The 23,903-nt window shown below is 71.2% G+C and carries 17 protein-coding genes; 12 read left to right on the top strand and 5 right to left on the bottom strand.

Going from position 1 to position 23,903, the window contains the following annotated elements; translation table 11 throughout:
- Positions 1-23 precede the first annotated feature (23 nt).
- The 10 genes from AB0389_RS01330 (at position 24) to AB0389_RS01285 (ending at position 15,275) form a co-directional block, all read left to right on the top strand.
- A complete protein-coding gene (locus AB0389_RS01330; RefSeq protein WP_366393222.1) occupies positions 24-1,049 on the top strand; it encodes a substrate-binding domain-containing protein in 1,026 nt (341 codons plus the stop codon).
- The gene (locus tag AB0389_RS01325; RefSeq protein ID WP_366393221.1) at positions 1,046-2,551 is read left to right on the top strand and encodes a sugar ABC transporter ATP-binding protein; all 1,506 of its coding nucleotides are present in this window, start codon (positions 1,046-1,048) and stop codon (positions 2,549-2,551) included. The genes AB0389_RS01330 and AB0389_RS01325 overlap by 4 nt, the downstream gene beginning before the upstream one ends.
- Positions 2,552-2,604: 53 nt before the next feature.
- On the top strand, positions 2,605-3,060 hold the full coding sequence (gene rbsD / locus AB0389_RS01320) for a D-ribose pyranase (RefSeq protein ID WP_366393220.1): 456 nt from the start codon (positions 2,605-2,607) through the stop codon (positions 3,058-3,060).
- 81 nt (positions 3,061-3,141) lie between these two features.
- Complete coding sequence (deoC, locus tag AB0389_RS01315) at positions 3,142-3,855, top strand: deoxyribose-phosphate aldolase (protein ID WP_366393219.1); 714 nt, start codon at positions 3,142-3,144, stop codon at positions 3,853-3,855.
- A gap of 69 nt (positions 3,856-3,924) precedes the next feature.
- Complete coding sequence (locus AB0389_RS01310) at positions 3,925-4,692, top strand: GntR family transcriptional regulator (RefSeq protein ID WP_366393218.1); 768 nt, start codon at positions 3,925-3,927, stop codon at positions 4,690-4,692.
- A gap of 302 nt (positions 4,693-4,994) precedes the next feature.
- Positions 4,995-5,402, top strand: a complete 408-nt coding sequence (locus tag AB0389_RS01305; RefSeq protein WP_366393217.1) for a YciI family protein — start codon at positions 4,995-4,997, stop codon at positions 5,400-5,402.
- Between the two features lie 153 nt (positions 5,403-5,555).
- The gene (locus tag AB0389_RS01300; RefSeq protein ID WP_366393216.1) at positions 5,556-6,791 is read left to right on the top strand and encodes an epoxide hydrolase; all 1,236 of its coding nucleotides are present in this window, start codon (positions 5,556-5,558) and stop codon (positions 6,789-6,791) included.
- 197 nt (positions 6,792-6,988) lie between these two features.
- A complete protein-coding gene (locus AB0389_RS01295; RefSeq protein ID WP_366393215.1) occupies positions 6,989-12,604 on the top strand; it encodes a glutamate synthase-related protein in 5,616 nt (1,871 codons plus the stop codon).
- Between the two features lie 5 nt (positions 12,605-12,609).
- Positions 12,610-14,361, top strand: coding sequence for a sulfite reductase subunit alpha (locus AB0389_RS01290; RefSeq protein ID WP_366393430.1), 1,752 nt, complete (start codon positions 12,610-12,612; stop codon positions 14,359-14,361).
- 2 nt (positions 14,362-14,363) lie between these two features.
- Positions 14,364-15,275, top strand: coding sequence for a hypothetical protein (locus AB0389_RS01285; RefSeq protein ID WP_366393214.1), 912 nt, complete (start codon positions 14,364-14,366; stop codon positions 15,273-15,275).
- A gap of 52 nt (positions 15,276-15,327) precedes the next feature.
- Here AB0389_RS01285 and AB0389_RS01280 read toward each other — a convergent pair whose 3' ends face one another.
- From AB0389_RS01280 to AB0389_RS01265, 4 genes are all read right to left on the bottom strand, one after another.
- Complete coding sequence (locus AB0389_RS01280) at positions 15,328-16,254, bottom strand: carbohydrate ABC transporter permease (RefSeq protein ID WP_366393213.1); 927 nt, start codon at positions 16,252-16,254, stop codon at positions 15,328-15,330.
- A gap of 9 nt (positions 16,255-16,263) precedes the next feature.
- The gene (locus AB0389_RS01275; protein ID WP_366393212.1) at positions 16,264-17,208 is read right to left on the bottom strand and encodes a sugar ABC transporter permease; all 945 of its coding nucleotides are present in this window, start codon (positions 17,206-17,208) and stop codon (positions 16,264-16,266) included.
- 9 nt (positions 17,209-17,217) lie between these two features.
- Complete coding sequence (locus tag AB0389_RS01270) at positions 17,218-18,435, bottom strand: extracellular solute-binding protein (protein ID WP_366393211.1); 1,218 nt, start codon at positions 18,433-18,435, stop codon at positions 17,218-17,220.
- A 232-nt stretch (positions 18,436-18,667) separates the two neighbouring features.
- Positions 18,668-19,783 carry an enolase C-terminal domain-like protein gene (locus tag AB0389_RS01265; RefSeq protein ID WP_366393210.1) on the bottom strand — a complete coding sequence of 372 codons (1,116 nt, stop codon included), beginning with the start codon at positions 19,781-19,783 and terminating at the stop codon, positions 18,668-18,670.
- Positions 19,784-19,903: 120 nt separating this feature from the next.
- On the opposite strand from AB0389_RS01265, the gene AB0389_RS01260 reads away from it, so the two are divergent.
- Together AB0389_RS01260 and AB0389_RS01255 are read left to right on the top strand one after the other, a co-directional pair.
- Positions 19,904-20,671, top strand: coding sequence for a FadR/GntR family transcriptional regulator (locus AB0389_RS01260; RefSeq protein ID WP_366393209.1), 768 nt, complete (start codon positions 19,904-19,906; stop codon positions 20,669-20,671).
- Between the two features lie 97 nt (positions 20,672-20,768).
- On the top strand, positions 20,769-22,778 hold the full coding sequence (locus tag AB0389_RS01255) for a right-handed parallel beta-helix repeat-containing protein (protein ID WP_366393208.1): 2,010 nt from the start codon (positions 20,769-20,771) through the stop codon (positions 22,776-22,778).
- Positions 22,779-22,791: 13 nt separating this feature from the next.
- Here the strand turns inward: AB0389_RS01255 and AB0389_RS01250 are convergent, their stop codons facing one another.
- The gene (locus AB0389_RS01250; protein WP_366393207.1) at positions 22,792-23,787 is read right to left on the bottom strand and encodes a helix-turn-helix domain-containing protein; all 996 of its coding nucleotides are present in this window, start codon (positions 23,785-23,787) and stop codon (positions 22,792-22,794) included.
- Positions 23,788-23,903: the final 116 nt, after the last annotated feature.

Raw genomic sequence — 23,903 nt, 5'->3', positions numbered from 1 at the left:
CATCCACGACAAAGGAGTCACCGATGTCCTCTCGCACCCTTCTCAGAAGCCTCGTCGCCGCGACAGCCGCGACAGCGGCCCTCGGCCTCAGCGCCTGCGGCGCCGTCACCTCCGCCAACGGCGGCAGCGGCGGCTCCGACGACGGATCCTTCAAGCTCGCCTCCTACATCCAGCAGCGGATCGACGACGGCAAGCCGATGCGTATCAAGCTCAGCTACCACGACCCCTCCCTCGCCTTCGCCACACCGATCGGCGCGGGCATGAAGCAGGCCGGCAAGGAGCTGGGCGCCGAGACCGCCCTCATCGGGCCCACCGGCGGTGACGCCGCCAAGCAGGTGTCGGAGATACAGACGCTCATCCAGCAGAAGGCCGTGGACGGGCTCGCCGTCTCCTCCGCGTCCAGTGACGCGCTCAAGCCGGTCATCGCCCAGGCCCACAAGGCGGGCATCCCCCTCATCTCCTTCAACACCGACAACCCCGGCTCCGAGCAGATGGGCTTCGTCGGCCAGGACCTCAAGGCGTCGGGCCAGGACCAGGCCACCCGGCTCGTGAAGGAACTGGGCGGGAAGAAGGGCAAGGTCGTCGTCTTCTCCGTGGACACCGGCGCCGGCTGGTCCCACGACCGGTTCGGCGGCTTCAAGAAGGGCCTGGCCGGCAGCGGCCTGGAGATCGTCGGACCGGTGAACGTCGGCAACGAGCCCAGCGCCGCGTACAACACCGTCGAGTCCACCATGTCCGGCCAGTCCGGTGTGGTGGCCATCGCCGGGCTCGACTGCTGCTCCACGACCGCCGCGGCCAAGTGGGTGTCACGCTCCGGTGGCAAGGACGCCCCCATGACGGTCGGCTTCGATCTGCTCCCGCAGACCGCCGAGTACCTGCGCGACGGAGTCATCGACTTCACGATCAGTCAGAACCCGTCCAAGCAGGGCTTCGAGGCCGTCAAGGTGCTCCACGACTTCCTCACCAAGGGCACCGAGATCACCGGCGTGAACACCGGCGCACAGTTCGTCACCCGCGCCAACCTCGACGAAGCGACGGTGGAGAAGTGACGGCCCCCGCCATCGGCGTCCGCGGCCTGTCCCGCAGCTTCGGCGCGGTCCGCGCCCTCACCGACGTCTCCTTCGACGTACCCGCCGGAGAGGTCACCGCACTGCTCGGCGAGAACGGTGCCGGCAAGTCGACCCTCCTCAAGATCCTGGCCGGCCTCCAGCCGCCCAGCGCGGGCAGTGTCACCGTCTTCGGCGAGGAGGTCACCTCCTTCGACCCCAGTACGATGCTCGACCGGCACGGCGTCGCGATCGTCCCGCAGGAACTCTCCCTGCTGCCCGACCGCAGTGTGGCGGAGAACGTCCTCAGCGGAGTCGAACCGGGGCACCGCTGGTTCCCCTCCCGGCGGCAGATGGTGGAGCGTACCGCCGCGCTCCTCGCCGAGCTGGACCTCCGGCTGGCCCCGGAGACCCCCGTACGCTCGCTCGACCTCGCCACCCAGCAGCTCGTCGTGGTGGCCCGGTCCGTCGCCCGGGGCTGCCGTGTCCTGATCCTGGACGAGCCGACGGCGATGCTCACCCCGGCCGAGGCCGAGCGGCTGTTCACCCTGATGGGCAACCTCAAGACGGCCGGGACGACCATGCTCTACGTCTCGCACCGTATGCCCGAGGTCTTCCAACTGGCCGACCGCATCGAGGTGTTGCGCGACGGCGGACACGTCGCATCGTGGCGGAACACGGAGACGACCCCCGAGCGGGCGGTCGCCGCCATGGTCGGCCGCGAGCTGGGGCAGTTCACCCGCCGCGCGGAACACCGCACCGACCCGGCGGTCCGGCCGGCCCTGAGCGTCCGGGAACTGAGCGGACGCCGGCACCGCTCCATCTCCTTCGACATCAGGCCCGGTGAGATTCTCGGCATCGCCGGACTGCCGGACTCCGGCCGGGTGGAGCTGCTCCACAACATCTTCGGCGGCGAGCGGGGCACCGGCGGCACCGTGGAACTGCTCGGCGAACCCTACGAGCGGCGCGATCCCATCGCCAGTGTCGGGCGCCGGCTGGCGTTCGTCCCGGGCGAGCGCCGCGCCCAGGGGCTGCTGACCACCATGAGCGTCGGCGAGAACGTCGGCGCGCTCACCACGAAGGCGTTCAGCCGCTTCGGGCTGCTCCGCCGCGGCGCCTTCGACCGGCGGGCGGCCGAACAGGCCGAGCGGATGCGGGTCAAGACCGCCACCATGGGCCAGCCCATCACCAGCCTCTCCGGCGGCAACCAGCAGAAGGCCGTACTGGGCCGCTGGCTGGCGATCAACCCCGGTGTGCTGATCCTCGACGAACCCACCCGCGGTGTGGACGTCGGAGCGAAGGCCGAGATCTACGAGCAGCTGTTCGCGCTGGCGGAGAAGGGCCTGGCGATCCTCTGCTCCTCCTCCGACCTGCCCGAACTCCTCACCCTGACCGACCGGATCGCGGTGCTGAGCGAAGGCCGGGTGGCGGGCACGGTCGAGACCGCGCTGGCCACCGAGGAATCCGTGATGACCCTGGCGACGGGGGCCGCACCGGCCGCCTGAGCCGCCCGTACGCCGCCCCGTACGCCCCGCACCCCCACCGAAAGGAACCCACCATGAAGCGAACCGGCATCCTCAACGCCGAACTGAGCGGGGCCCTGGCCACACTCGGCCACACCGACCTGCTGATGGTCGTGGACGCGGGCTTCCCGGTCCCCCGCGACGCGCACCGGATCGACCTGGCCCTCGCCGAGAACTTCCCGGACCTGCGCACCGTCCTCGGACTGATCGCCGACGAACTGGTCGTCGAGGGCGTGGTGCGCGCCGAGGACGTGCCCACTCACAACCCGAGGCTCGACGCCTGGCTGCGCGAACGCTTCACCGGCGCCGAGTTCACCACCCGCCCGCACACCGAGGTGCTCGGTGAACTGGCCCGTACCGCCAAGGTCGTCGTCCGCACCGGTGCCTTCGAGCCCTGGGGCAACATCGGCCTGTTCTGCGGGGTGGACGCCCCCCGCTGGTTCGGCGGAGAGGACGTCGTCGTCCCCGAACCGTACGCGTCCAGACTCTGACACCCTCCGCGCGCCTTTCCGCACTCCGCGGCGGTCCCACCGCCGTTCCGTACCGCCCCTTCCACCACAGGAGATGTCCCCGTGTTCGACACCGCCCCCACCGCCACCGAACCGACCCTCAGCCCGGCCGAGTTGGCGCCCTACATCCAGCACACGAGAATCGAACCGGACGCCTCCCGGGACGATATGGTGGCCCACGCCCAGGAAACGATCACACACGGCTTCAACGCCGCGATGGTCCCGGCCTCCTGGGTGCCCCTCGTGGCGGCCGAGCTGCGCGGGACCGGTATCGGCGTCGCGTCGGCGCTGGACTTCCCCACCGTCGGCGTCATGACCAGCGCGGGCAAGGCGGCCGAGGCCGCCGAGATCGCCCGGCTCGGCGCCACACAGATCGACATCGGCGTACAGATCGGCTGGCTCAAGAGTGGGATGTACGACGAGTTCCGGGAGGACATCGCCGGGGTGGTCCGCGCCTGTGGCCTGCCCGTCAAGGTCATGCTGGAACTGCCGCTGCTCACCGAGGCGGAGAAGGAGGCCGCGGTCGAACTCGCGATGGAGGCCGGCGCCGCCTACCTCAAGAACGCCAGCAGCGGGCAGATCGAAACGGCGAACCCGACGAGTGTTCGCTACCTTGTTGACCGGGCCAGGGACGGCGTCCTCGTGAAGGCGTCCGGGTCCATCAAGAGCTACGGGCAGGCCCTGGAGCTCCTGCGCGCCGGTGCCGTCCTGCTCGGTACCAGTGCCGGGATATCGATCATCACCGACACCGGCGACGCCTCCACCACCAGTTACTGACCAGTGGCCGCCGTGCCCCGGGCACCCCCGCCCCGGGGCACGGCACAGCCACTTCCCGAGAGGAGAAGCATGACCGCGACGGCCGACGAAGGTGGTCCTGCGGACATCAAACGTGACGTCCCCACGGCGATCCACGTCCAGATCTCGGAACACATCCGGCTGCGCATCGCGGGCGGCGAGTGGCCGGCGCACTACCGGCTCAAGAGCGAACCCGAGCTGGCCCAGGAATTCGGCGTCAGCCGCGGCACGGTGCGCCGCGCCCTGGCCACCCTCATCGAGGAAGGGCTGCTGCGCCAGGTACGGGGGCGCGGTACGTACGTCACCTCGACGGTGATCGAGCCGGCCATCGCCCAGAAGCTGAGCACCCTCTCGGAGGACTTCGCCAGCCAGGGCATCGTCACCTCCACCGTCGTACGGGAGTGCTCCCTGATAGCCCCGCCCCGCCCGGTCGCCGCCCTGCTGGACCTGGCCCCCGGGAGCACACCTGTGCTCCGTCTGGTCCGGGTGCGCAGCACGGTGGAAGGGCCGGTCGCCCTGCTCTTCAACTTCGTGCGCACGGATCTCGCGCCGGGCATCGAGGACGTGGACTTCAGCACGACGAGTCTCTTCGGGGTCCTGGAGGGCACCTACGGCCTGAAGATCGCCACGGCCCGGCGCACCTTCAGCGCGGAGGCCGCCTCTCCCGAGGTCGCGGACGCCCTGGCCCTGGCGACGGGCCGGCCCGTGCAGTACCTCCAGCAGGTCACCTACCTCGCCGACGGCCGCCCGGTGGAGTACTCCGACGTATGGATCCACAGCGGCCGGCTGCGGATGACCTCGCTCCTGCTGCGCAGATGACCCGCCCGGGGCCCCGGCGTTCCCGAGCGGGGACGGCCGGGGCCCCGGCCGCGTCGCAGGCGCCGCCGACGCGCCGCCGGCCCCGGAGACCTGACCCGGAACACGCGTGTCCCGTGTCGCTATTGCCCGGAAACTCTCGCCCGCGCGCGACACTGTGGACCCGGGCACCGTGACGGCACACGCGGGCTCCTCCCCGGCGAGCCCGGAAAGAACCGGACGCCGATGTCGAGAGCCCGCGTCCGGCTCCGTCCCCGGGATGAACGCGACCGCAAGGGGTCGCGTGAGTACCGAGGAGAACCACGATGGCGAAGTATCTGCTGCTGAAGCACTACCGAGGCGCTCCGACTCCGGTCAACGACGTGCCGATGGACCGGTGGACCCCGGAGGAGGTCTCGGCGCATGTGCGGTACATGAACGACTTCGCGGCCCGGCTGGAGAAGACGGGCGAGTTCGTCGACGGTCAGGCGCTCGCCCCCGAGGGCGCGTGGGTCCGTTACGACGGTGAGGGGCGCCCGCCGGTCACCGACGGACCGTTCGCGGAGACCAAGGACCTCGTCGCCGGCTGGATGATCATCGACGTCGACAGCTACGAGCGCGCCGTCGAGCTGGCCGGGGAGCTGTCGGCCGCCCCGGGGGCGGGCGGCAGGCCGATCCACGAGTGGCTGGAGGTGCGCCCGTTCCTGACCGCGCCGCCCACCGTCACGGAGTGACCGCACCGGTGGGCCGGCGCCGCCGACCGGGGCGCGCCGCCGCGCCGTGCACGCCGACGGACACCCCCGTGCGCCGGCCGGTCCGGAGCGAGAGCATGATCGGCCACGAACCGCTGAACCCTGGGAACAGATCATCCGGTAAGGAACCACGCCATGACCACCTCGCACGCCTTCCCCCTGGAGCCCACCCCGATCCATGTGCCCGAGGAGGTTCTCGGCGACCTGCGCGCCCGGCTCGCACTCACCCGGCCGCCGCTGGACGAGGGGAACGAGGACGGGGCCTACGGCGTCCCCGACAGCAGTCTGCGCGAGCTGGTCGCCCACTGGAGGGACGGCTACGACTGGCGCGCGGCCGAGGCCGCCATCAACGCCTACGAGCACTACCGGGTGAGCGTCGACGGCGTCCCGGTGCACTTCATGCGCAAGCCCGGCCGCGGCCCCCGCCCGGTGCCGCTGATCCTCACCCACGGCTGGCCGTGGACGTTCTGGCACTGGTCGAAGGTGATCGACCCGCTCGCCGACCCGGCCGCGTTCGGCGGTGACCCCGCCGACGCGTTCGACGTCATCGTGCCGTCCCTGCCCGGCTTCGGTTTCCCCGGCCCGCTCACCGGCTTTCCCGACATCAACTTCTGGAAGGTCTCCGACCTCTGGCACACCCTGATGACCGAGACCCTGGGATACGAGAAGTACGCCGCCGGGGGCTGTGACATCGGCGGGATCGTCTCCAGCCAGCTCGGCCACAAGTACGCCGACGAGCTGTACGGCATCCACATCGGCTCCGGACTGCCGCTCGACTTCTTCACCGGCCCCCGCGCCTGGGACTTCGCCCGGAACCGGCCCCTCACCGACGACCAGCCCGCCGACGTCCGCGCCCGCATCATCGAGCAGGACCGCCACTTCGCGTCCCACGTCACCGTCCACATGCTCGACGGCGCCACCCTCGCCCACGGGCTGAGCGACTCACCCGCCGGACTGCTCGCCTGGCTGCTGGAGCGCTGGAACGCCTGGAGCGACAACGGCGGCGACATCGAGTCCGTCTTCACCAAGGACGATCTGCTCACCCACGCCACGATCTACTGGGTGAACAACTCCATCGCCACGTCGATGCGTTACTACGCCAACGCCAACCGCTACCCCTGGGCCCCCGCCCACGACCGCACCCCGGTCGTACAGGCCCCGGTCGGCCTCACCTTCGTCACGTACGAGAACCCGCCCGGCATCCACACCGCCGACGAGCGCGTCAGGGCGTTCACGTCCGGCCCGCAGTCCGACTGGTTCAACCACGTCAACGTCAACGCCCACGACCACGGCGGCCACTTCATCCCCTGGGAGAACCCCGACGCCTGGGTGAGCGACCTGCGCCGTACCTTCCGCGGACGCAGGCCCTGACCGGCCTCCGCGGGTTCACCCGGCGGTGTGGCGGCGCATACGCACAGGCCAGACACTTGCGGTAGGGGTTAGGTAAGCCTTACCGTAGCTGCTTGTACCCCTCAGGGCCTCGGCCGTCACACCGGTCCGCCCGCGGCGAGCGCTTCACCGACGCAGCCTGGCCGTCCGCTGCCGGAACCCGCTCACAGGACCCGCACTTGAATCAGCTTCCGTTCGGTCTGTACGACCCTGCCCGCGATCACAGCGACTGCGGCGTCGGCTTCCTCACCCGCCTCGACGGGGCGCCGAGCCACGACGTCATCCGCAGGGGTGACGAAGCGCTCCGCGCCATCCCGCACCGGGGCGGAAAATCCGCCGAGGGCGTCGGCGACGGCGCCGGCGTGAGCGTCGACCTGTCGGTGGAGTTCTTCGGCGCACTCACCGGCGAGGACCTGCGCGCCGGGCACTTCGGTGTCGCGAACTGCTTCGTACCGACCGGCGCCGGGCGCCGCGACGGCGCCATGGACCTCGTCCGCCGGAGCATCGCCGAGCAGGGCTTCGAGGTGCTGCTCGTACGGGACGTACCCGTCGACCACACCGTCGCCAGGCCCGCGGCCCAGCAGTACCAACTGCCCATCGTGCAGTGGGTGTTCCGGGCCCCGGAGGGCTGGGAGCGCCACGAGGTCGACGCCGGCGCCCACCGTGCCCTGCTCGCCGTCGAGGCCGTCGCCTACGCCGACGACACCTACGCCGGGCTGTACCCGCTGTCGCTCGGCGCGCGGACGCAGGTGCTCAAGGGACGGCTCAACTCCGACGAGATCGTCGGGTACTTCCGTGACCTCCGCGACCCGCGGCACTCCGTGCGGTCGCTGTACTTCCACACCCGGTTCTCCACGAACACCGAACCGCACCCGACCATGGCGCAGCCGTTCCGCCTCATGGCGCACAACGGCGAGCTGAACACCGACCGCAAGAACCGGCTGTCCGACGACGCCCTCGCGCGTGCCCGTACCCGGAGCATCGTGCGCCCGCCCGGGCAGTCCGACTCCAGCCGGCTCGACCAGACGCTGCAGAGCCGGGTGTCCGACGACGGCCTGGACCTCGTCGAGGCCGTCGTGTCGCTCATGCCGCCCGCCTGGGAGAACGACCGCACCCTGCCCGCCGCCGTCCGGGACATGCTGGAGTACTTCTCGCTGTACGAGGAGAAGAACGACGGCCCGGCCGCCGTGATCTTCAGCGACGGGGACGTCATCGGCGCCCGGCTCGACCGGCTCGGCCTGCGCCCGCTGCGCACCGTCGAGACCGCCGAGTACCTCATGGTGTCGTCGGAGGCCGGGCAGGTCGCGTTCCCCGACGACGAGGTCGTGCACCGGGGCCGCATCGAGGCGGGCGGCATGCTCGTCGTCGACCACCGCACCGGGCGCAGGATGCGTACCCGCGAGGTGCTCGACTCCCTCGCCGCGCGCCGCCCGTACAGCGAACTGCTCGACGCGGCACGGGTACGGCTCGACGACCTGCCGGCGCCCGACTACTACCGCGGCACGACGACGCTCGGCTACGACGGCGACCTCACGCTCGCCGGCCGGTACGTGGCGTACGCGCTGAACCAGGAGAGCTTCCGGTTCATGCTCGACCCGATGCTCGACAACGGTTCCGAGCGGATCTCGGCGATGGGGTACGGCAACGCCATCAACGCGCTCAGCGACACCGAGGGCGGCATGGCGAAGTACTTCTCGCAGCGCTTCGCCCAGGTGACGAACCCGCCGCTCGACAGCATCCGCGAAGCCGACGGCATGAGCATGCGGGTCGCCCTCGGCCCCAAGCCCGACGGCACCGGAAGCACCGGCGGCACCGGAAGCGCCGGCGGCCGGCAGCTCGTCGTCTCCTCACCCGTGCTCGGGCACCTCGACATGGTCCGGCTGCGCGACCAGCGGATCGTGCCGCTGGAGCGGTTCGCCATGCTCTACGAGCCGGTGCCGGGGAACGAGAGGGCCAACGCCGACGCGCTGCGGGCAGCACTGGACCTGCTCTGCGACGGCGTCGAGCGGTTCGCCGCGGAAGGGGGCGGCATCGCGGTCCTCACCGACCGGGCGATCTCCTCGACGCGGGCGCCGCTGCCGGTGATCCTCGCCGTCGCCCTGGTGAACCAGCGCCTCATCGAGACCGGGCTGCGCCTGCGCGTCTCGATCGTGGTGGAGAGCGGGCAGCTGCCCTCCTCCCACCACGTCGCGACCGCGCTCGGCTTCGGCGCCTCGGCCGTCTACAGTCTCAGCGCACGGCTGCGCGCCGAGGAGCGGCATCCGAGCGCGCCCGCCCCCGCGGGCGAGATCACCGGGACCGACCGGGCGCTGGCGAAGTTCCGCAAGGCGGCCGAGAAGGCCCTCGCCAAGACCATGGGCCGCGTCGGACTGTGCACCGCCGAGAGCTACATCGGCGGCGAGTTCTTCGAGCCGAACTACCTCGACACCCGCGACGACGTTTTCGCACGGGCCTTCCCGCACATGGAGGCCCCGGTCGGCGGTGTCGGGTTCGCCCGCATCGCGCAGGCCGCGACCGACTGGCACGAGCGGGCCCGTACGGTCGCCACCGAGCAGCAGATCCCGCTGCTCGGCCTGTTCAAGGAGCGGTCGGACGGCGCCGGGCACTCGTTCGGCATCACGGCCGTACGCGGCTTCGGCGGCATGACCGAGGAGCGGCCGGAGTTCGGCCGGCACCGGCAGGACGGGCCCGACGGTGACGGGCCGGGCGACGGCGCACCCGGCGACCCGGACGCGCTGCGCCTGCTCACACTCGGCCAGCTCGACGACGCGTTCGGCATCACCGACGCCGCCTACCGCAACACCGGGTACGACGCGCTCAGCGACGCCGAGATCGACGCGTTCCGGATCACCCCCGGGTACCGCGCCTTCCTCCGGACGACGCACGAGGAGCGGTCCCGCCGCCCGTCCGCGCTCCGCGACGTACTCGCGCTGCCCGCCGACGTCACGGGGCTGCGCACCCCGGAGGAATTCGCCCGCGAGCTGGGCCGGTTCTCCACGACCGGCAACGCGAGCGTCACCGTCCGCGGGGTGACCGCGTCGGTCGTGGACCGGGCCGCAGGCACGGTCACCGTCCGACTGCGGCTCGGCTCACCGGAGCCCGGCAGCACCGAGCGCCACACCGCACTCGCCGACGGCCTCGCGCTCGCGCACCCCGGCGAGGTCACGGCACTCGGCGTGGACGCCGAAGGCGTCCTGGTCGCCGCCACCGGCACCGCCGCCGACCTGCTCACCCTCCTGCGCGCCGCCCCCGACAGCGTCCCGCTCTCCGAGGTGCGGCCCGCGCACGAGATCACCCCCGCGCTCGCCTCAGGCGCGATGAGCCACGGCGCGCTGGTGGCGACTGCGCACGAGGCCGTCGCCCACGGCACCAACATGGTCGGCGCCATGTCGAACAGCGGCGAGGGCGGCGAGCACCACACCCGGTACGGCACACTGCGCGGCTCCCGCATCAAGCAGTTCGCGTCCGGCCGGTTCGGCATCTGGGCGGGCTACCTCGCCGACCCGATGCTCCAGGAGCTGGAGATCAAGATCGGCCAGGGCGCGAAGCCGGGCGAGGGCGGCCAGCTGCCCGCGCCCAAGGTCACCGTCGACATCGCCGCCGCCCGCGGCGGGACCCCGGGCATCGAGCTGATCTCGCCGCCGCCGCACCACGACACGTACTCCATCGAGGACCTCGCGCAGCTCATCCACGACTGCAAGGCCGCACGGGTACGGGTCGTCGTGAAACTCGTCTCCTCCGAGGGCATCGGCACCATCGCGGTCGGTGTCGCCAAGGCCGGCGCGGACGTGATCAACGTCGCCGGGAACACCGGCGGCACGGGCGCCGCGGCCGTCACGAGTCTCAAGTACGCAGGGCGGTCGGCGGAGATCGGCGTCGCCGAGGTGCACCAGGCGCTCGTCGCGAACGGCCTCCGGCAGAAGGTCGTCCTGCGCTGTTCCGGCGCGCACCAGACCGGCGGCGACGTCGTCACCTCGGCGCTGCTCGGCGGCGACAGCTTCGAGTTCGGTACGACCGCGCTCATGATGCTCGGCTGTGTCATGGCGAAGAACTGCAACGTGAAGTGCCCCGCCGGACTCACCACCAACGCCGAGGCCTTCGAGGGCGACCCGCGCGCCCTGGCGCAGTACCTGCTCAACATCGCGCACGACGTCCGGCAGATCCTCGCCCGCCTCGGTCTGCGGTCCCTGCGCGAGGCCCGGGGCCGCACCGACCTGCTGCAACTCCTCGACCACCCCGCGAGCGTCGGCCGCCTCGACGTCCGGCGCCTGCTCGCGCGCGTACCCGAGAAGGTGGTGGCGGACCCCGAGTACCTGGAGAAGGACTTCACCACCGACGACGCCCTCATCGAGCGCGTCCGTGCCGCACTCGTCGAGCGGCGCGAGCCGGCCCTGCTCGTCGAGGGCGTCCACCTCGGCAACAGCGACAAGTCGGTCGGCGGTCAGCTCGGCATCGACGTCGAGCGGCTGCTCAACTACGAGCTGAACGCCGACGACACCGCCGCGGCGCCCGCCGTCACCACCGACGACCGGGGCCGTCGCCGCCTCGTCGACGGCGCGGTCCTCATCCGTTCCACCGGCTCCGCCGGACAGTCGTACGGTGTCTTCTGCAACGACGGCATCACCCTCGAACACACCGGCACCGCGAACGACGGCGTCGGCAAGAGCCAGAGCGGCGGCCGGATCGTCGTCCGCGCCCCGGGCGGCGGCAGCGCGGAGCCCGGCGGCAACGTACTCATCGGGAACTTCGCGCTGTTCGGCGCGACCGGCGGCCGGACGTTCGTACAGGGCGAGGCAGGCGACCGGTTCGCCGTACGGAACTCCGGCGCGACCGCGGTCGTCGAGGGCCTCGGCGACTTCGGCTGCGAGTACATGACCGGCGGTACGGTCCTCAACCTCGGCGGCTTCGGCAAGGGCCTCGGCAACGGCATGAGCGGCGGGTTCCTCTACCAGTACGACCCGTCGGGCGAACTCCGCGACCGGGTGAGCGCCGACTCGCTGCTGGTGTTCCCGGTGACCGACACCGCGCACGGAGCCTTCCACGAGGCGGCCGTACGGCTGCTCCTGACCTGGCATCTGGAGGCCACCGGGTCCGAACTCGCGGCGCGGCTGCTCCACGACTGGGAGGGCGAACGGCGGCACGTGTACTGCGGGATGCCCCGCGCGCTGCTGCTGTACCAGGACGCCGGCGACATCCTCGCCGCCGCCACCCGCCCGGAACTCCTCGACGAACTGGCGACCTCGATCGCGACGGACAAGCTCCGCGCCTTCAAGGCCGACTACCGCGACCGCCGCGCCGTCCTCGGCGGCCGGGCCCCGGCCTTCGGCGACCGGGACGGCGACGACATGTTCTCGCTGCTGTCGTCCTACACGGTGCTCGGCGTCGCGCAGGACCTCGCGCTCAAGCGGGTGCCCGGAGCGAGCGGCCCGGACGACCCGCGGGTCGCCGAGGCCGTACGGAACCTCGTGCTCACCGAGGACTTCTTCGTCAAGCAGCGCGTCGTGAAGTACCTGCGCTCCACGCTGGAACGGTTCGGTGACGACGAGCTCGCGACGCTGATCGCGATTCTGCGCCTGGACGACTACAAGCGCGCGCTGAGGCAGCGCAACAACCTCAGCGTGGACGCCCCCGGCACCTACGGCTGGATCATCCACCAGACCGTGAAGAACGCCGGCCGGGTCCGTGCCGCCCGGTTCGACGAGCTGCTCGCGAACGCGGCACTCGACGACCTCGCGGGCTTCGCCGCCCGCCACCACCAGATACCGCAGGCCCCGACCGAGACGGTGACCGCGTGACCCTCATGCCCCCGACCGGCACCCTCATCCCGGTCGACGCGCCGTTCTCCGCCGGTCAGGAGGCATGGCTCGCCGGATTCCTCGCCGGTGTCGCCGCCGCCGGCCGCCGCGGCACCGCGGCGGCCGACGCGCCCGCGGCGACGGTCGACGTCCTGTTCGGCACCCAGACCGGCAACGCCGGGTTCCTCGCAGAAGCGGCCGTCGCCGGGGCCCGCGCCCGCGGCCTCGGCGGGAGCGCCACCGCGCTCGACGACACCACGCCCGAGCGGCTCGCCGCGATGTCCCACCTGCTCGTCGTCGTCTCGACCTACGGCGAGGGCGAGATGCCCGACAACGCCGGGCTGTTCTGGGAGGCGCTCCAGTCCGGCACCGCGCCGCGCCTCGAAGGGCTGCGGTACGCGGTCCTCGGGCTCGGGGACCGGGGGTACGACGACTTCTGCCAGGCCGCGAAGCTCATCGACACCCGCCTGGAGCAGCTCGGGGCCACCCGGCTGCACGACCGCGTCGACTGCGACGTCGACTTCGAGGACCCCGCGGCCGGGTGGACGACGGCGGTCCTGGAACGGATCGCCGCCGAGACCGGCGCCTCCCCGGCGGCCCCGGCGGGCGGCCCGGCCCCGGCCCCGCGCCCCCCGCGTACCCCCGCCACCTGGAACAAGCGCACCCCGTACCGCTCCCGCCTCGCGGTGAACCGGCTGCTGTCCGGGCCGGCCGGCGCGAAGGAGATCCGGCACTACGAGTTCGACCTCGGCGACAGCGGCATCACGTACGAGGCCGGCGACGCGCTCGCCGTCGTACCGCTGAACGACGACGCGCTCGTCGGCGCGCTCCTGACGCACCTCGGTGCGAGCGGTGACGAGGAGGCGGACGGACGGCCGCTCGCCGACATACTGCGTACGGACCGCGAGATCCGCACCCCGTCGAAGGACCTGATCGCCGATCTGGTGGAGCGCGCCCCGTCGAGCGGCCTCGCCTCGGTCGTCGCGCACGGCGACCGGTCCGACCTCGACTCCTGGCTCTGGGGCAGGGACGTACTCGACCTGCTCCGCGACGCCGGATCCGCCGCTCCCGGCCTCGCCGAACTGCTGCCGCTGCTAAGGCCGTTGCAGGCACGCCAGTACTCGATCTCGTCGAGCCCGCTCGCCCACCCGGACCGCGTCCACCTCACCGTCGCGTCCGTCAGGTACGGCACCCCGCACCGGACGTACGCCGGTGTCGCGTCGACCTATCTGGCCGACCGGGTGGGCGAGGACACGTCCGCGGGCATCTACCTCCAGCCCAACGCCTCCTTCGGCGTCCCGGCGGACGACGACGCCCCCATGATCATGATCGGCCCCGGCACCGGTATCGCGCCGTTCCGCGGCTTCCTCCACGAGCGCGCCGCGCGGGGCGCCTCCGGCCGGAACTGGCTGTTCTTCGGCGACCGGCACCGCGCGACCGACTTCGTGTACGAGGACGAGCTGACCCGCCTGCGGGAGAGCGGCGTCCTCACCGAACTCGACCTCGCCTTCTCGCGCGACCAGACCGAGAAGGTCTACGTGCAGACACGGATGCGCGAACGCTCGCGCGAACTGTACGGATGGCTGGAGGACGGCGCCCACCTCTATGTGTGCGGCGACGCCTCCCGCATGGCGAAGGACGTCGAGGCGGCGCTCCTGGACGTCATCGCCGAGCAGCGCGGACGCGGCGGCGACGACGCCGCGGAGTACCTCGCGAACCTGCGCCGGGCCAAGCGCTACGTACGGGACGTGTACTGAGCATGACGGATCACGACCCCGAGCCGTACGGGGCCTGCGCGTTCGACTGCTGCGGCAGGCGGAACAGCAGCGTACGGCTGATCGACGCGCGGATGCCGGAGCTGGCGCGGTGCCTGACGCTCTTCCAGTACGTCCAGGCGGTCACCGGAGGGCCGGTCGCCCGGATCGACCAGGCCGGGAGCTACGCGTTCCCGAGCCTGCGCGGCGACGCGTTCGCCGTCCACCCGGGCTCGATCGCGCTGCGCCTCGACAGCGAGGCCGTCGCCTCGGCCGTGGTCGCGCGGGACGAGGGCAGCGGCACGGTCGCCCTCCATCTGTACGACGCGGACGGCCGGACCGTACACCAGGGGCGGCTGCTCTCCGAGGGGGACCGGCTGCTGGCCTCACTCGCCGGCACGGTCGCCGCTGGCGCGCCGGCCGCAGGTCCTTCCACGGCCCCCGAGGTACCGGCGTGGGAGAGCGGCGATCAGCTCGCGCAGCTCGACGCGGTCCTCGTGGACGGCGGGGCCGCCCGGCGCGCGGCGTTCGGCCGGTACCGGGGTGAGCACCGGGCGATCGACGCAGGCGTCGTGCCCGCGGTGCTCGACCACGTCTGCTCCGTCGGGCTGCCGGTCGGTGTCGCGGTGTTCGCCCCGGCGGCCATGCAGGCGTGCGGCGGGCGGGTGCACGTCACCGACCGGACCGTCGGGGGGCGGGTGTTCGCGGTGATCGCGGAGAGCTCGGTGGAGATCGACCTCACGGGCGTCCGCGCGTGCCACCTCGTCCGCTCCACGGCGGCGCACGGTCCGACCTCGGCCATCGAACTCGACGACGAGGACGGCCGCTGCGTCGCGGTCATCACCCAGTTCGGGATGGTGGGTGAGCAGGTGCACGCGGCGTGGGAGCACCTCGCGGCGTCACTGCCCGACGCCTGACCCTCCCGCGACCCGCTCCCGCGCCCCGGAAGAGGCCGCCTGCGCACCGTGCTCACTCCTTGGTCGCGCCGGCCAGCATGCCGGACACCAGGGCCCGTTGGGAGAAGAGGAACACCAGGAGCACGGGCAGGACCGTGACGAGGGCGGCCAGGGCGAGCTCCGGACGCATGATCTGGTTTCCGAGGCCGGCGGAGGTGTTGAAGGCCGATGACGAGGTGAGCAGGTTGTTCAGCCCCACCTGGGCCGGGTACTGCGAACTGTCCGGCAGCATGACGAACGGCAGGAAGAAGTTGTTCCAGTTTCCGACGAAGTTGAAGAAGCCGACCAGCGCGACGACCGGCCTGGCCAGCGGCAGGGCGACGAGCCGGAAGACCTGCCACTCCGAACAGCCGTCGATCCGCGCGGCGGCCAGCAGGTCGGCGGGGATGTGGGAGGAGAAGTAGATGTAGGTGAGGTAGACCCCGAACGGGAAGAGCGAGAAGGGCAGGATGACCGACCAGACCGTGCCGTCCAGATGGAGCGCGTTGATCTCCAGGTACAGCGGCAGGACCAGTGCGGCCGAGGGCATCAGCATCACCAGCAGCGTGATGGTCAGCAGCAGCCGGCGGCCGATGAACCGGGTGAGGGCCAGGCCGTATCCGGCGGGTATGCCGGTGACGAGGGTGATGACCAGCGCGCCGAAGGTGTAGAGGGCGGAGTTCCTCAGCCAGTCGAGGATGGCCCCGTCCTGGAAGCTGTAGAGGTTGTGCCAGGTGTCGGCGAGCCCGTTCAGGGATCCCAGCGAGAACGGGGCGCCGCGCAGGATCTGGCCGTCGCTCTTGGCCGGCGCGAGCAGCAGCCAGATCACCGGCAGTACGAAGAACAGCAGGAAGAGGCCCAGGACGATGGTCCACGCGGCGCGGGCGGCCAGGTCCTTCGGGCGGACCCGCCGCGATGCCGTGCGCCGGGTCCGGTCGGCGGAGGAGGAGGTGAGCGTCATGACGGCCTTTCAGTCCCGGTCGAACAGCCCGGCGCGGAAGACGACGAGTGCCGCGCAGCCGAGCCCGAGGAGGAGCAGGTCGACGGAGAGCGCCGCCGCGCCGTTGAAGTCGCCCGCCTGGAAGGCGTATTGGTAGGAGAGCTGGTTGGGGGACCAGCTGTCGGGGATCATGCCCCAGCTGGCGGTGGAGACCAGCTGCGGTTCGACGAACAGCTGGGTGCCCGCGGCGAAGGCCAGGAGCAGCATGTAGGCGATCCACTTGGTGAGCATCGGGATCTGGACGCGCAGCGCGATCTGGAGCGTGCTCGCGCCGTCGATCCTGGCCGCCTCCAGGATCTCGTCGGGGATGTTGTTGAGTGCCCCGTACATGATCACGATCCAGCCCCCGGCCCCGGTCCAGAAGGCGATGACGGTGAAGAGCACCGGCAGATGGCCGGGAGCGACGACCTGGGCGAGGGTGTGCCAGCCCAGGGCCTCCAGCAGCCGTCCGACCGGGCTGGAGGCCGGGTCGAGCAGGATGAGCCAGAGCAGCACACTCGCCACCCCGGCGAGCGCCCCCGGCAGGTAGAAGAGGAACCGCAGGGCCGAGGAGGTGCGGCGCATCCGGCCGTGCAGCATCAGGGCGAGCAGCACGACCAGGAGCATCAGCGCGCCCAGCCAGACCAGCAGATACAGCCCGATGTGGGCGAAGGCCGGGCCGAAGCGGTAGTCGGCGAAGGTACGGGTGAAGTTGCCCAGCCCGACGAACTGACCGCGGGAGTTGGACAGGGCCAGCCAGAGGGCGTACCCGGTGGGCAGGACACCGAAGGCGAGCAGCAGGACGACGTATCCGGAGACGAAGAGGTATCCGGCGCGGCCGAGCGGGTTGCGGGCGCTGCGTGCGCCGCGCTTCGGCCGTACGACGGGGAGGCCGGGGGGCGCGGAGGGCGCGGAGGGTGCCGAGGGAGCGGTCATGGGGTCGGCTCACCGCCCGACGGTGTAGCCGAGGGACGTGGCCCTGTCGGTGATGGCGGTCTGCCACGCGCCGAGCGTGCTGGTGAGTGACTTCCCCGAGTTGAGGGCGGGGACGACGGTGGAGGCGTAGATCGCCTCCTGGCTGTACGGGGTGGCGGACCAGCCCGGCCACACCCGCTCGGCGGCCTGCTGGAGGACGGGGCCGATGTCACCGGCGAAGTAGCCGGTCGAGGCTTGGTTGGCGAGCCAGGCGGTGGCGGCCGGCTTGTAGGCGGGGTAGGTGCCCGCGGTGGCCTGGTAGTCGTTGGAGGTGGTCATCCAGGTCACCAGCCCGGAGGCCGCCTCGAGGTTCTGGCTGTGGGAGGAGACGAACCACAGACCGCCGCCGACGTTGCCGGTGTAGTTCGTGGTGTCGTCGGCGAACTTCGGGGGAGCGGCTGCCGCGATCCGGCCCTCGGGCGTCTTGAAGGTCGAGTGGAACAGCACCTGGCCGTACCAGGACGGGCCGGGGAGCATGAGCACCTTGTCGGCCTTGTCCTTGACGAAGCCGGCGCTGAAGACCGTCTCCTTGGAGACCGACCCCTTGGCGATCAGACCGTCGAGCAGTTTGGCCATCCGGGTGCACTTGGGGTCTTCGAGGTTCACCGTGACCTTCTTGCCGCCGGTGACCGTGCTCGCCGGACACCGGCTCGCCCAGAAGTACACCTCCGGGGCATAGGAGTCACCGACGGTGCCGACGAGATAGCCGGGGTGCTCGTCGGCGACTCTCTCCCCGAGGGCCTGGTACTCCTCCCAGGTGGCCGGGACGGAGTACCCGAACGAGTCCATCAGCTTCTTGTCGTACCAGAGGACGTTCTGGGCCAGGTCGTTGCGGACGCAGTAGGTACGGCCGTTGAAGACGCAGGGGTCCAGGGCGCCGTCGGCGAAGCCGCTGAGTGTGGCCTTCGGGATGATGCCCCGGTCCAGAGGGGCCGCGTAGGGGGTCCTGCCCCGGGAGGCCCAGGTGCCGTCGTTGACGTTCGCGGTGAAGGCGACGTCGGGCCAGCCGCTGCCGCTCCGGTCGAAGAGCTGCACCTTCGTCTGCAGGTCGTTGGCCCCGTTGGCGTCGCCGCTGTACGTGACGATCTTCATCTTCACGTCCGGATGCGCTTTCTGATACGCCTCCACGCCCGGTACGCGGGTGGCGTCCGCCCAGACGGTGATCTCACTGCCCGCTTTCTGGGGCACGGGCGAGAACTCTGCGGAGGCCCCGTCGGCCGCGGGGGCGGGATCCGCGTCGGCGCACCCCGCGAGCGGGAGCAGACACAGGACACCGACAGCCGCGACGGCCCCTCTGACACGGGGACGGGAGCGGTACGGACGGGAGGAGTAGCGAACACCGTTGTTCATTGCTGACCTCGTTCGCGCTGGGTTGCCTGGCGATCGTGCGGGACGGGTTCGTGGGCGGGACGCCCGGTGGTCATGCCCTGGGCGGGGTGGCTGTCGCCGCGTCGACGAACGGCCGGAGCGCGGCCGGGTAGTCGAGTCCGGCGGGCAGCGCGACGCCGGGGCCGGCGGGGGCGTGGACGATGCCCCCGGCGTCGATGCCGCTCTCCCTGGTGATGGGGTTCCCCATCACCAGGGATTCGTAGTAGGTCGTGTTGGAGATGGCCATGCACAGGTGCCGGTTGGGGATCTCGGGTCCGTGCACCTCGGCCCGCAGCCGGAAGGCGTCGGCCAGGTGGGCGGTGCGCATGGCGCCGGTGAAACCGCCCCGCAGCTGGGTGGAGGCGCGGACGCCGAAGGTGGCGGCGCCGGCCTGGATGAAGTCGGCGGAGTTCATGTGCGCCCCGTCGGAGGTCTCGGCGACGAGCAGGGGCACGCGCACCGCGTGTGCCAGGCGCCGGTACGCGGTGACGCTGAACTCGCGCATCGGCTCCTCGTACCAGAGATAACCGGCATCGGACAGCGCGTTCCCGACGTGCACGGCATCCGGCAGATCGAAGCCCGCGGAGCCGTCGAACATCAGGGGGATGTCGTCGCCGACATGCTCGCGCAGCGCCACGGACAGCTTGGCGTCGCGTCGCGCGTCGCCCCAGGCGTGCAGCTTGATGGCCGGGTAGCCGAGCTCCAGCGCCTGGTCGGCGATGTCCAGGTACTCGGCGACGCAGGAGTAGGTGACGGTGGAGGCGTACGCGGGGATGGAGGTGCGGTAGCCGCCCAGCACCTCCCAGGTCGGCCGGCCCGCGAGGCGCCCGGCCAGATCCCACAGTGCCGTGTCGACGAGACCGAGGAGGTACAGCGGCAGTTCCTCGATGCGGTCCAGCTCCCACAGCCGGTGCCAGAGCCATTCGCGCCGCAGCGGATCCTGCCCCAGCAACTCCTCGCGCAGCACCCGGTCCAGCAGATCGGCCAGCATGACGGCGGAGCCCCGCCGCGGGCTCATCGCCACACCGTCGACCCCTTGGTCGGTGCGGATGTGCAGTACGGCGGCCTCGCCCTCCGGCGGGCTGCCCCGCAGCCCGTGCCGCCAGACGAACGGCGGGTCGGCGGCGGGCACCCGGATCGGGTAGCTCGTGACATCGGTGATGCGCACTGGTGTCCCACCTCACAGAGAAGCCGGAAATGCCTGGGCAACATAATTCGTCATACGAATTCCGTCAAGCAATGTGCCGCTAGGATGCGGGCACCCATCGGAACGGAAAGGGCGGTCGCCATGACGGACAGGGGCACGGACAGTGGAGGCGCTCCGCCCGCGCTCCAGCCCTGGACCAGGCGCCCGGCCAGGCTGGCGTACGCCGTGGTGGAGGCGCTCGCCGACCGGATTGTGGCGGGCCACTTCCCTCCCGGCTCGGCGCTGCCCGTCGAGCCCGACCTGTGCGAGACCTTCGGGGTCAGCCGCACCACCGTCCGCGAGGCGGTCAAGGCCCTGGAGGCCAAGGGGCTGGTCCGCGCGAGACAGGGCTCAGGAACCACGGTCACACCGCAGGACTCCTGGAACCTGCTGGACCCCGTCGTACTGGCGGCCACCTTCCGGCACGACGACCAACTCGTGGTTCTCGACCAGCTCGTGGGCGTGAGATCGGCACTGGAGTCCCAGATGGCCGCCCAGGCGGCGATCCTGGCGACGGAGGACGATCTCCGTGCCGTCGAGGAGCTGCTCGTGCGGCTGGACGGGGAGACCGGGGCGCCGCACCGCTTCATCGAGACGGATCTCGTCTTCCACGGCCGGATCATGGAGGCGTCCCGCAACCGGCTCGCGGGCTCCATCGTCCGCAGCGTCCACACCCAGGCCAGAACCACCGCCCTGTACAGCGGCGCACCCGACACCCGCGCCTGTGAACTGGCCAACGCGGAGCACCGGCAGCTGATGCGGCGCCTGCTCGCCCGGGACCCCGAGGGGGCCGCGCAGGCCATGACGGCACACATCGAGGACGCCTGGCAGCGCCGCCGCTCACCGGCCGGCCGCCGCCCGGCTCCGTAACCGCGCCCCGGCGAAGTTACTGGGAAGTATCTGTTGCCGCAATTCGTATGACGACTAATGTAACTGCCGCTTCGTTCGGCCACTGGAAGGTGCCCACGTGCGGTTCACACATGCGTTTCCCTCGTCCCGGGGCCGGGCGGGCAGAGCCTGCCTGACCGCGATCGCGGTCCTCACCGCGGTGACCGCGACGGCGCTGGGCCAGGCGCCGCCCGTCCGCGCGGCACAGGCGGTGATCCTCCACGCCTCACCGGACGGCCGCGGCACCGCGTGCTCAGCCGCCCGCCCCTGTTCGATCGGGCAGGCCAAGGCGGGAGTACGGTCCCTCAACTCATCCATGAGGTCCGACATCGTCGTCCGGCTCGCGGGCGGCACCTACCGGCTCTCCGCGCCGCTGACCTTCACCCGGGCCGACTCCGGCACCAACGGGCACACGGTCACCTGGAAGGCCGCGCCGGGTGCCCGTCCCGTCATATCGGGGGGACGGAAGGCCACCGGCTGGACGCTGCGGGACCGCGCGAAGAACATCTGGAAGGCCGAGGTCGGCACGGGCTTCGACTTCCGGCAGCTGTACGTCGACGGCGTCCAGGCCACCCGCGCCCGTACCCGGCTGAACCGCGCCGACCTGACCTCCGGCGCGGCCGGCTACACCTTCACGAGCGGCGCGCTGAAGTACCTGAACAGCCTGGCCGATCCCGGCCGTACCGAGATCAACGCCCTCGGCTCCTTCACCAACCGCTACTCCCCGGTGGCGGACATCGCCGACGGCGTCATGACCATGGAACAGCCGGCCTGGAACAACAACACCTTCGGGTACGACACCATCGGCAGCCCCTTCCGGCAGGGGCCGCTGTACATCGAGAACGCGTATGAATTCCTCGACACGGCGGGCGAGTGGTATCTGGACACCCGCGCCGGGACCCTGTACTACAAGCCCCTCCCCGGCCAGAACATGTCCACCGTCGACGTGGAGATGCCACGGCTGGAGTCACTCCTCTCCGTGGGCGGCACCTACGGCGCTCCCGCGACCCGTATCTCCTTCTCCGGCCTGGAGTTCTCGCACACCAGCTGGCTGCTGCCGTCCACCGGTCAGGGGTATGCCAACCAGCAGACCGGCGCGTTCGTCCAGGGTGCCTGGGCCCGCCCGTCGGACGCGCTGAACTCCTGCCAGTACGGCTGCCGGCTCTTCGAGGCGACCCGTCCCCACTGGCACCAGATGCCGGCCGCCGTGCAGGTGTCGGCCGCCTCCCACATCAGCTTCACCGGCAACCGGTTCAGCCGGCTCGGCCAGGTGGCCCTCGGTATCGGCAACGACGCCAACGCACACACCACCGGAGTCGGGCTCGGCGCCGACACCATCAGGGTGACCGGCAACGTCTTCACCCAGGGCGCGGGGGGCGGTGTCGTGGTCGGCGGTGTCCAGGCCGACGCCCACCACCCGGGCGACCCCCGGATGACCGACCGGTCCATCACCATCAGCGACAACGTGATGCACCAACTCGCGCTGGACTACCGCGACATGACGGCCGTACTGGTCACCTATGCCACCGACGCCACCGTCTCCCACAACGAGATCTACGACATGCCCTACACCGGCATCGCGGTCGGCTACGGCTGGGGCACCAACGACCCCGGGGGCAGCCAGGACTACGTCAACCGCGGGCTGTACGACTTCCAGCCCGTCCACACCACCCCCACCACCCTGAAGAACCTCAGAGTCACCGGCAACTACCTGCACGACGTGATGCGGACGATGGACGACGGCGCCTGCGTCTACACCCTCTCCGCCGCGCCGGGCGCCCTCATCGACCGCAACTACTGCGCCGACAACAACGGCCACTACGGCATCTACCACGACGAGGGATCGCGCGACTACTCCGACATCAACAACGTCTTCCGCGACACCGGCGACTGGAACCACGAGAACTCCAACGCCACCAACAACACGGGCGCGCTCACGGTGACGGACAACTGGACGAGCAACGGCTCCATCAGCCTGAGCGACGGCCTGCGCGGCAACACCGTGACCGGCACCGTCGTTGTCGGCGACGGAGACTGGCCCCGCGCCGCCGAGCGGGTCATGGAGAACGCGGGCGTCCGCCCCGAGTGACCCGCCCGCCGGGTCAGATCCAGCCGCGTTGTGTCGCCCGCCAGCCCAGCTGGATGCGGTTGTCGGCGCCGGCGAGGTCCATCATGTGCCGGATTCTGCGGGTGACGGTACGCAGGGACACACCGAGCTTGCCCGCGACGGCGCGGTCGGTGAGGCCGGCCAGCAGGAGATCCAGGATCTTGGCGTCGAGGGAGATGAGCTGGGCCGGGTCCTGCGCGCCGTCCGCGTGAGGTATCGGGGCGCCTTCCCTGACCGTGCGGGAGTTCAGGGGATACGCCTCGTTCCACGTCTTCTCGAAGAGCGTGACGAGTGGGCTCAGCAGGCCGCTCGATGTGATGAGGACGGCCCGGGGTGTGTCCTGCGGGTCGGCGAAGGCCGGCAGCAGCGCGATGGACGAGTCGGCGATGACCATGGACACGGGGAGTTCGGCGGCGATCGCGATCTCCTGGCCCCGGCCGAGCGCCTGGTCGATGTCGACCCGTGCGTCGGGGTCGGCCAGATACGACTGCTCGATGACCGTACGCATGCGCAGCCCTCGTCCCGCGACGACGGCCTCGGCGGGGTTGTCCCTCGGCCCGACCGCGACCGGCGGGGCCTTGGTGAAGCCGCAAATCTCCCGGTCGGCCGATTCCAGGACCTGAAGGAAGCGCCGGCTGATGGGCTGCACTCCGGTCACGATCTCGATGAGGCCGCCCAGATCACGGCCGGCGGCGGCACGGTGGCGTTCCGCCAGTTCGGTGATGGCGAACTCGACCTGGTGCAGCACGTCCCGCTGGGCGGCGAGCAGCGAGCCGAGTGTGACGGTGGGCGGGCCGGCGACATAGCGGCAGGGTTCGTCGGGCGTGCCGGTGACCAGCCCGCGGCGGGCGAGCCCGCCGAGCGCTTCCACGACGGCGTCCGCCGGGTGGTCGAGGAGCGCACCGAGTGCGACGGCGGTGGCTTCGCCGCAGTCGACGAGGCGTAAGTAGACGTCTTCCTCGATGGGGTTCAAGCCGAGACCGGTCAGCACGGGGCCCGCCCTCCTTCCGGCCAGCAGTGGATGGATCAGCAAAGAGTAGGCCTCCGGCTGCCTCGTTCGACACGGCGCCCGGCCCGGCCTCTTCAGGAGGGGCCGGGCCGGGCGTG

This window comes from Streptomyces sp. NPDC093109 (genome assembly GCF_040701725.1).
Lineage (GTDB): Bacteria > Actinomycetota > Actinomycetes > Streptomycetales > Streptomycetaceae > Streptomyces.
This window is presented reverse-complemented; position numbering and strand designations above follow the sequence as displayed.

Coding starts and splice junctions, on each gene's coding strand:
- AB0389_RS01330 (WP_366393222.1), top strand. CDS start 24: ATGTCCTCTCGCACCCTTCTCAGAAGCCTCGTCGCCGCGACAGCCGCG.
- rbsD (WP_366393220.1), top strand. CDS start 2,605: ATGAAGCGAACCGGCATCCTCAACGCCGAACTGAGCGGGGCCCTGGCC.
- AB0389_RS01310 (WP_366393218.1), top strand. CDS start 3,925: ATGACCGCGACGGCCGACGAAGGTGGTCCTGCGGACATCAAACGTGAC.
- AB0389_RS01305 (WP_366393217.1), top strand. CDS start 4,995: ATGGCGAAGTATCTGCTGCTGAAGCACTACCGAGGCGCTCCGACTCCG.
- AB0389_RS01300 (WP_366393216.1), top strand. CDS start 5,556: ATGACCACCTCGCACGCCTTCCCCCTGGAGCCCACCCCGATCCATGTG.
- AB0389_RS01290 (WP_366393430.1), top strand. CDS start 12,610: ATGCCCCCGACCGGCACCCTCATCCCGGTCGACGCGCCGTTCTCCGCC.
- AB0389_RS01285 (WP_366393214.1), top strand. CDS start 14,364: ATGACGGATCACGACCCCGAGCCGTACGGGGCCTGCGCGTTCGACTGC.
- AB0389_RS01280 (WP_366393213.1), bottom strand. CDS start 16,254: ATGACGCTCACCTCCTCCTCCGCCGACCGGACCCGGCGCACGGCATCG.
- AB0389_RS01275 (WP_366393212.1), bottom strand. CDS start 17,208: ATGACCGCTCCCTCGGCACCCTCCGCGCCCTCCGCGCCCCCCGGCCTC.
- AB0389_RS01260 (WP_366393209.1), top strand. CDS start 19,904: ATGACGGACAGGGGCACGGACAGTGGAGGCGCTCCGCCCGCGCTCCAG.